At 75.8% G+C, this 7,582-nt stretch carries 6 protein-coding genes and 1 pseudogene; 3 read left to right on the forward strand and 4 right to left on the reverse strand.

Annotation, left to right across the window (positions count from 1 at the left end):
- Positions 1-19: 19 nt before the first annotated feature.
- From RM844_RS09580 to RM844_RS09595, 4 genes are read right to left on the reverse strand one after another with little or no spacing between them, the layout of a single operon-like run.
- Positions 20-1,396: a protoporphyrinogen/coproporphyrinogen oxidase gene (locus tag RM844_RS09580; protein ID WP_311666558.1), complete on the reverse strand. Its 1,377-nt coding sequence runs from the start codon at positions 1,394-1,396 to the stop codon at positions 20-22.
- The gene (locus RM844_RS09585) at positions 1,393-2,406 is read right to left on the reverse strand and encodes a UbiA family prenyltransferase (protein ID WP_311666559.1); all 1,014 of its coding nucleotides are present in this window, start codon (positions 2,404-2,406) and stop codon (positions 1,393-1,395) included. Before RM844_RS09585 ends, RM844_RS09580 begins: the two co-directional genes overlap by 4 nt.
- Positions 2,403-3,569, reverse strand: a complete 1,167-nt coding sequence (locus RM844_RS09590) for a DegT/DnrJ/EryC1/StrS family aminotransferase (protein ID WP_311666560.1) — start codon at positions 3,567-3,569, stop codon at positions 2,403-2,405. The genes RM844_RS09585 and RM844_RS09590 overlap by 4 nt, the downstream gene beginning before the upstream one ends.
- Complete coding sequence (locus RM844_RS09595; RefSeq protein ID WP_311666561.1) at positions 3,566-4,819, reverse strand: DegT/DnrJ/EryC1/StrS family aminotransferase; 1,254 nt, start codon at positions 4,817-4,819, stop codon at positions 3,566-3,568. The genes RM844_RS09590 and RM844_RS09595 overlap by 4 nt, the downstream gene beginning before the upstream one ends.
- 464 nt (positions 4,820-5,283) lie before the next feature.
- Here RM844_RS09595 and RM844_RS09600 point away from each other — a divergent pair, with 464 nt between their 5' ends.
- The 3 genes and pseudogenes from RM844_RS09600 to RM844_RS09610 all read left to right on the forward strand — a co-directional run.
- On the forward strand, positions 5,284-6,279 hold the full coding sequence (locus RM844_RS09600) for a Gfo/Idh/MocA family oxidoreductase (RefSeq protein WP_311666562.1): 996 nt from the start codon (positions 5,284-5,286) through the stop codon (positions 6,277-6,279).
- Complete coding sequence (locus RM844_RS09605; RefSeq protein WP_311666563.1) at positions 6,269-7,159, forward strand: sugar phosphate isomerase/epimerase family protein; 891 nt, start codon at positions 6,269-6,271, stop codon at positions 7,157-7,159. The genes RM844_RS09600 and RM844_RS09605 overlap by 11 nt, the downstream gene beginning before the upstream one ends.
- 149 nt (positions 7,160-7,308) lie before the next feature.
- Positions 7,309-7,582, forward strand: a pseudogene (locus RM844_RS09610) (2-oxoglutarate dehydrogenase, E2 component, dihydrolipoamide succinyltransferase); the annotation flags it as partial.

A 7,582-nucleotide genomic window follows, 5' to 3' on the forward strand; every position in this document is an offset into this window, starting at 1 on the left:
CACAGTGAACTCCCTCGGTTCAGGGGTGACGTGGGGTGGCCAGCGCGGAAGGGCCGGCGGTGGTCGAGGCCAGCCTGGCCAGGACCCGGGCGGCGGCCAGCGCGGCCGAGCGGACCGCGCCCTCGCTGGCCGGCCGGAGCAGCACCCAGTCCCCGGCGTACTCCACCGGCCCCAACGGCCGGTCGTGGAACGCGCCGCGCCGGGCCAGCGCGGCCGGGGTGGCCGCCGGCAGGCCGTGCTCGAAGGCGTGCACCCAGGCGTTGGTGCGGGTCGCGTTCAGCCCCGGCAGGTACCGCTCCGCGGCCCGGGTCAGCAGGTCGATCACCTCGGCCCGGGGCGCGGTCAGCAACTCGGGCAGCTGGTGCGGGCTGGCGATCAGGCTGACCAGGCCCCGGCCCGGCGGCACCCGGCCGGGGTGCTTGGCGTGGTCCAGCACGATCCCGGCGAGGGTGTCCTCCTCGACCCGGGGGGTGAGCAGCACGTAGAGGGAGTCGCCCCCCGGCGGCGCCAACGGCCGCTCCAGCGGGCAACTCACCTTGAGCATCGGGGTGAAGTCGCAGGCCGCCAGGAAGGACCGCTCCACCTCGGGCGCGTCCGGGCGCAGCCGGGCGGCGACCGGCGCCGGCACCGCGAGGACCACGGCCCGGGCCGTCAACGTCCGCTCGCCGACGGTCAGTCGGGCGACGTCCCCGTCGACGGTCACCTCCCGCACCTGGCTGTCGCAGACCACGTCCAGGCCGGCCGCCAGCCGCCGGGCCACCATGTCCATGCCGTTCCGGTAGGTGCGCCAGGCGCTCACCGGGCCCACCTCGCGCAGCAGGCTGACCGCCGGGCCCGCGCAGGACTCCGCCGGGTCCCAGCCGAAGAACGCGCCGGTTAGCGGCTGGAAGAGGTAGTCGTGCAGCTCCGGGTGGTACTGCCCGGCGAACTCCGCCAGGGTGCGCGCGCCCAGCGGCCCGCGCTCCGGGCGGTCGGCGTCCAGCGCCGCGCCCTGTCTCGCCGTCCAGACCAGGAACCTGGTCAGGTCGAGCCGCGCCCGCGGCGAGAGCCCGGCCCCGGTCAGCTGGGCCCGGGGCGAGCCGACACCCGGGTGCGCCCGGCCGCCCCGCCAGACCCCGACGCCCCGGCCGATCCTGGGCACCTCGGGCGGCCGGACGCCCAGCCGCCGCAGCAACTGCCAGGTGGCGCGGTAGCCCTGGGTGGAGATCTGCTCGGCGCCCTCGTCCACGGTGAAGCCGGCCCGGCGCAGGCTGCGCATCCGCCCGCCGACCCGGTCGGCCGCCTCGAAGACCCGCACCGTGTGCCCGGCGCGCCGCAGCTCGGCCGCCGCGCTCAGCCCGGCGATGCCGGCGCCGACCACCGCCACGTCCAACTCGGCGCCGCGCGCCGCGCTCACGCCAACACCTTCGCGCCCAGCGCCAGGTTGACCAGGATCAGCAGCACGGTGGCGACCCGGTGCGCGGTGAACCCGAGCCGGCGGGCCCGCATGATGTCGCCGGCCACGAACCCGAGGTGGAACTGCCGGGCCCGCAAGCCGGTCACCGGCAGCATCGCCAGCACGAACCACCAGGGCGCCACCCCGCTCGCCGACGCCACCGCGCCGACCAGGAACTCCCCGACGGAGAGCGCCCCGACGAACCGCGCGTTGCCCCGCGGCGAGACCAGCGCGGCCACAGTGCGCCGGCCCACCGCCCGGTCGCCCTCGATGTCGTTGGTGTTGGAGTACACCCCGAACAGCAGCGGGCCGCAGCCGAAGAGCACCCCCTGGACCAGCAGGAAGCCCACGAACTCACCGGCCACCAGGGCGTGCGGGACCAGCACCAGGCCGACGCCCAGGCCACACAGGAAGACCTCCTGGAAGCCGTGGTAGCTGATCTTCAGGCCGTACGAGTACTGGAGCGAGACGACCAGCAGCCCGGCCGTCAACAGCCCCGTCCACAGGGGCAGATGGGGCGCCACGGCGGCGCTCGCCGCCCACAGCCCGGCGCCCGTCACGGCGCAGCCCCAGGCGAACAGGTGCGCCTCACGCAGCGTCAGGGTGCCGGCCACCAGCGGCTTGCGGCGGATGTCGCGCAACGGGTGGTTGGGGCCGTAGTTGGCCGCGTCGCTGCCGTCGTGGTAGCCGGTGATGTCGTCCAGCGCCACCATCGCCATCACCACGAACACCTCGCCGGCCAGGAACAGCGCCAGCGTGCCGGCGGCCCCGGCGGTGAACTGGGCCAGCGGCAGCAGCACCGCGGAGAGGGCCACGGCCAGGCTCGGGTAGTAGTCGTAGACGTCCAGCTTGCCCAGCCGGGCATAGGCGCGCAGTTTGCCCTCCACGGGCCGGACGGCCGGCGGGCCGGCGGTCCCGGGCTCGGGCGCGCTCGGGGGAGCGGGGACGGGGTCGGTCAGGGGACGCGTCATGGGGTGGTGGCCTCCGGACGGCGGGGGGCGAGGGGGGAACGTTCGACGAACTGCCGCACAGCGGCGGCGACCTGCTCGACCTGGGCGTCGGTCAGGCCGGGGTAGAGCGGGAGCGAGACCATCCGGGCGGCGGCCGACTCCGCCCGCGGCCAGCGCGCGCCGCGCGGCGCGTAGGGGGCGAACGCGGCGTGCCGGGGCAGCGGGCGCGGGTAGTAGACGTGCGGCTCGACGCCTTCGGCCCGCAGCGCCTGGACCAGCGCCTCCCGCTCGTCGGCGAGCACCGTGTACACGTAGCCACAGCGGCCGTCCCGGCCGGGCGGCGGCACCAGCAGGCCGCGCCCGGCCAGCGGCGCCAGCAGCTCGCCGTAGCGTTCGACGATCGCCATCCGGCGGGCCAACCGGTCGGCCAGCCCGGGCAGTCGGTGCAGCTGGATCCGGGCCTGCAGCTCGTCGAAGCGGCTGTTGTGGCCGACCACCCGGTGGGTGAACCGCTCGCCCTCGGCCTGGCCGTGGTTGCGGGCCAGCCGCACCCGCCGGCCCAGCTCCGGGTCCGAGGTGACCACGGCCCCGCCTTCGCCCGGCATCCCGAACGTCTTGACCTGCACGAACGAGAACACGCCCGCCTCGCCCCAGAGCCCGGCCGGGGTGCCGCGCAGCACCGCGCCCTGGGCGACCGCCGAGTCCTCCAGCAACCGCAGCCCGTGCCGCCTGGCCAGCGCGACGAACCGCGGCATGTCCGCCATGGTGGAGAAGAGATGGGCCGGCACCAGCGCCCGGGTACGGGGGGTGATCCGGGCCTCGGCGTCGGCCGGGTCCATGGTCAGGGTGACCGGGTCCACGTCGGCGAAGACCGGGACGGCGCCCAGCGCCAGCGGCGCCGAGGCCAGCGGCGCGCAGCCGAGCGCCGGCACCACCACCTCGTCGCCCGCGCGCACGCCCAGCGCGGCCAGCGCCATGGTCAGGCCGCTGGTGCCGCTGCCGCAGGCCACCACGTCGGCCGCGCCCAGGGACTCGGCCAGCCGCTCCTCCAGCGCGCGGGTGTGCGCGCCCAGGATGAAGCGTTGCCCGGGGTCGGTGCCGGTGGCGTGGACCAGCCGCAGTACGGTTTCCCGGTCCTCCTCGAAGAGGCGCGGCGAGAAGAACGGCACGGTGCTCCCGGTCATCGGGCCCCTCCCTCGAACTCCGGGACGCCGGGCGCGGGTTCGGCGACCGGGGCGGTGGCCCCGGGTGACCCGGTCGGAGCCTCGGTGTAGAACTCGGCGATGGCGGCGCAGACCCGGTCCACCTGGGACAGCTCCAGGTCCGGGTAGAGCGGCAGCGCCAGCGCGTGCCGGCTGGCCGCCTCGGCTACGGGGAAGTCGCCCGCCCGGTAGCCCAGTTCGGCGAAGCAGGGCTGCCGGTGCAGCGGCCTCGGGTAGTAGGTCTCGGTGCCGACGCCGCGCGCGGCGAGTGCGGCGACCAGCGCGTCCCGCCGGTCCACCTCGACCAGGTAGACGTAGAAGACGCCCCGGGAGCCGGGGGCCTCGGGGAACGGCTCGGGCAGCCGCCGTACCCCGGGCAGGCCGCGCAGCCGTTCGGTGTAGGCGGCGGCCAGCGTGGCGCGGCGCGCGATGTCCGCCTCCAGCTCCGGCAGTTTGGCGCGCAGCACCGCCGCCTGGAAGTCGTCCATCTTGCTGTTCATCCCGGGCAGCGCCGTCTCGTGGGAGATGCCGGGGAAGTGGGCCAGGGTCCGGCCGAACCGCCCGTGGTGGCGCAGCGCGCCGACGCTGGCGGCGACCGCCGGGTCGTCGGTCAGGACGGCGCCCGCGTCCCCGATCGCGCCCAGCGTCTTGCTGGGGAAGAAGGACAGCACCCCGCCACGTCCGTGCAGGCCGGCGTGGGTGCCGAGTTGGCGCATCCCGATGCCCTCGGCGCTGTCCTCCACCAGGGTCAGCCCGTGCGTCTCGGCCAGCTCGCCCAGCGCGGCCATGTCGGCCTGCTGGTGGAAGAGGTGGGTCGGCATCACGAAGCGGCTCTCCGGCGTGACCGCCTTGGCCAGGGCCGCCGGGTCCATGGCGTAGCTGACCGGGTCGATGTCCACGAACTGCGGCCGGCCGCCGGCCAGTACCACCGAGGAGGCGGTGGCCACGAAGGAGTACGCCGGGACCAGCACGCCGTCCCCCGGCCGCAGCCCGCAGGCGCGCAGCAGCAGCACCAGCGCGTCCGTGCCGCTGTTCACCCCGATGACGAAACCGGCGCCGGTATAGGCGGCCAACTCCCGCTCCAGAGCGGCGACCTGGGCACCGTGTGAGAACTTCCCGTCGGCGAAGACCTCGTGCAGCCGATCGGTTATCCGGGGCCAGAGCCGCTCGAAGGTGGCGGCCTGCGAGAAGAAGGCGACGCCTTCCTCGGCCACCGCGTCTTCTGGTATCACGCGGGGGGAATTCCTCGAAACCAAGGGGTGCCAGCCAGGGAGAGTGAGGCGGAAAGGGGAGGCGCTCCGGGGCGCGCCACGGGGCGCGGCCACCGAATAGGCGCCGCGCGCTGGACTCGCCCAGGGAGGGCACAAACGTATAGCGCTCGTTCGCCCAACGAGCGCCCCCAGCAAGGCGATTCACCCTTTAAGGTAGCGGCCGTTCGAATTGCTTGACACTTCGCCCGGGCGGCTGTGAAAGTCACCCGGGCGTGTCCGAGTGACGCGTGGTGCGCGGCGAGTTGACGCCGGTCTCCTGGATTCCGCACGGTATTCCGGCGATAACCGCGCGGCGCTCGTCCGCCGTTCGCCCGGGCAACTCCCGAGCGCCGTCAGCCTCCCGTTCAGTGTTTCCAGCCGTCCCGTTGTCCGTCTTCTTCCCCCGTCTCCTCCGCCTCTGTCGGACCATCCCTTCTGGAGAGAACTTGCGCCCCTTTATCGTCGGCCTCGGCCGGTCGGGCGCCGGCCTGCACGCGGCCGTGCTGCTGCGGGCCGAGGCCGCCGGCCAGGACTGGTTCACCGGGCCGCCACTGGCCATGGACCCGCGCCCCGAGGCCGGCGCCGGACTGACCGGGGTGGTCCGGGTCGAGTCCCCGGCGCACGCGGCCCGGCTCTTCGACCCGGCGGACACCGTGGTCCACCTGTGCACCCCTCCGCCCGAACGGGCCGCCCAGCTCGTCGAGTTGGCGCGACTCGGCTTCACCCGGGTGCTGGTGGAGAAGCCGCTGGCCACCGACCGGGAGCAACTGGCCCTGCTGGACGCCCTGCAACGCCGCCACCGGCTGCACATCGAGGTGGTCGCCCACTGGCTGAGCGCCCGACTCACCCGCCAGCTAGCCAAGTTGACGGCTGATCAGGACTACGGGCCGCTGCGCGCCATCGCCTTTCGGCAGGACAAGCCACGGCTGCTGCGCGGCCAACACGACGACGGCCACCCCAGCGCCTTCGACGTCGAACTGCCGCACGGTCTCGGCGTGGTGCTGGAGCTGGCCGGGCCGGCCACCGTGACCGCGGCCAGCTGCCGGGAACTGCGCACCGAGACCGCCTGGCACCCCCTGCTGGGCGGCGCCGAGCTGGACCTCCGGCACGCCGGCGGCGTCACCAGCCGGCTGACCTCCGACCTGACCGCCCCCGTGCAGCGCCGCAGCGTCCAACTGCGGTTCGCCGACGGCGAGGTCACCGGCCACTACCCGATCAGCGAACGCGATGACCACGCCCGGCTCACCCGTCCCGACCGGCCACCGGCGATCTTCCGGGACGACGCGCTGCCCGCGTTCCTGCGTGACACCTACCGCCGGTTCGCCACCGGCGAGCGGGTCACCTACCCCGTCCACCGCGAGGTGGTCCGCCTGCTGTGCGCCGCCAAGGAGCACGCCGCCATCGCCCCCGTTCCGGCCCTGGAGGCCCGCCATGACACCTGAGCCGTCCGAAGGCGCCACCCCCTGGGGCGCCCCGCTGGCCGGCATCGGCGACGAGGCCGCGCCCGACGCCCGGGGCCAGTGCGCCGCGCTGCGCCAACTCGGCTGGCACGCGATCGAGTTGCGCTCGGTGGACGGGGTCGGCCTGGCCGAGCTGCCGCCCCGGGACTTCGCCGACCTGGCCGCCCGGCTGCACACGGCCGGCCTGGAGGTGGTCTGCCTGGACTCCACCCTCGGCAACTGGGCCAGCCACGCCACCGACCCGCTCTCCGCCGACCTCGCCACCCTGGAGACCCTGGCCCAGCAGGCCGCCGTGCTGCGCTGCCGCCGGGTGCGGGTGATGAGCTACCCGGGCGGCGGGCTGCCCGCCGACCGCTGGCGGGCGCTGGTCCTCGAACGGCTCGGCCGGCTCGCCCGGCGCGCCGAACAGCTGGGCCTGACCCTGCTGATCGAGAACTGCTCGGGCTGGGCCGGCACCAGCGCCGCCCGGTTGAACTGGCTGCTGGACGAGATCGACAGCCCCGCGCTGGCCGTGCTCTTCGACACCGGGAACGGCGTGCCGCACGGCTACGACGGGCTCGCCATGCTGGAACGGCTGCTGCCCCGGGTCGGGCACGTCCACGTGAAGGACGCGGCGCACGACGGCGCGGGCGGCGTGCGGTACACCCTGCCCGGCCAGGGCGAGGCCCAACTCCCGGCGATGCTGGATCTGTTGTGGGCGGGTGGCTACCGCGGCCCGCTCTCCATCGAGCCGCACCTGAGTCTTCAGCCGCACACCGGCGGGCGGCACGCGGGCGGGCCGGCGCCGTTCGTCGCCGCCGGCCGGGCGCTCGCCACGCTGCTCGCCGACCGCCCCCGGCCGGCCGTGCCGGACCTCCGGTGACCGCCCCCGGCGGCTCCCCGCCCACCCGCCCCACCGTGCCCGGCACCGCTGTCGCGTCGGCCGCCTCCGCTGGACCGCCGGCCGACGTGGCGGCGGTCGTCGTCCCTGGCGATCCGCCGGTCGCCGGCCAGCCGGCCGGTGGGCCGAACGTGTCCGTGTCCACCGCCGGCGCCGTGCCCGCCGGCTCGCCGCCGGTCGCCCTCGCCGACCTGTCGGTCACGGCTACGGGCCGCCCGGCCGTGCCCGCCGGCCTGCCCAACGAGGCCGTGCCCGTCCCCGGCGCCGTGCCCGCCGGCCGCCCGGCCTCCGCCCGGCCAGCCGGCTCGCCGCCGGTCGCGCCCGCCGACCCGCCGGCCGACCCGCCGGCCGCGCCCGCTGGCGGGCCGGAGGGCGGTGGGCCGGCGGCCCATGCCGCCCCCGCCC

Source organism: Streptomyces chisholmiae, from assembly GCF_031845445.1.
GTDB lineage: Bacteria > Actinomycetota > Actinomycetes > Streptomycetales > Streptomycetaceae > Streptomyces > Streptomyces chisholmiae.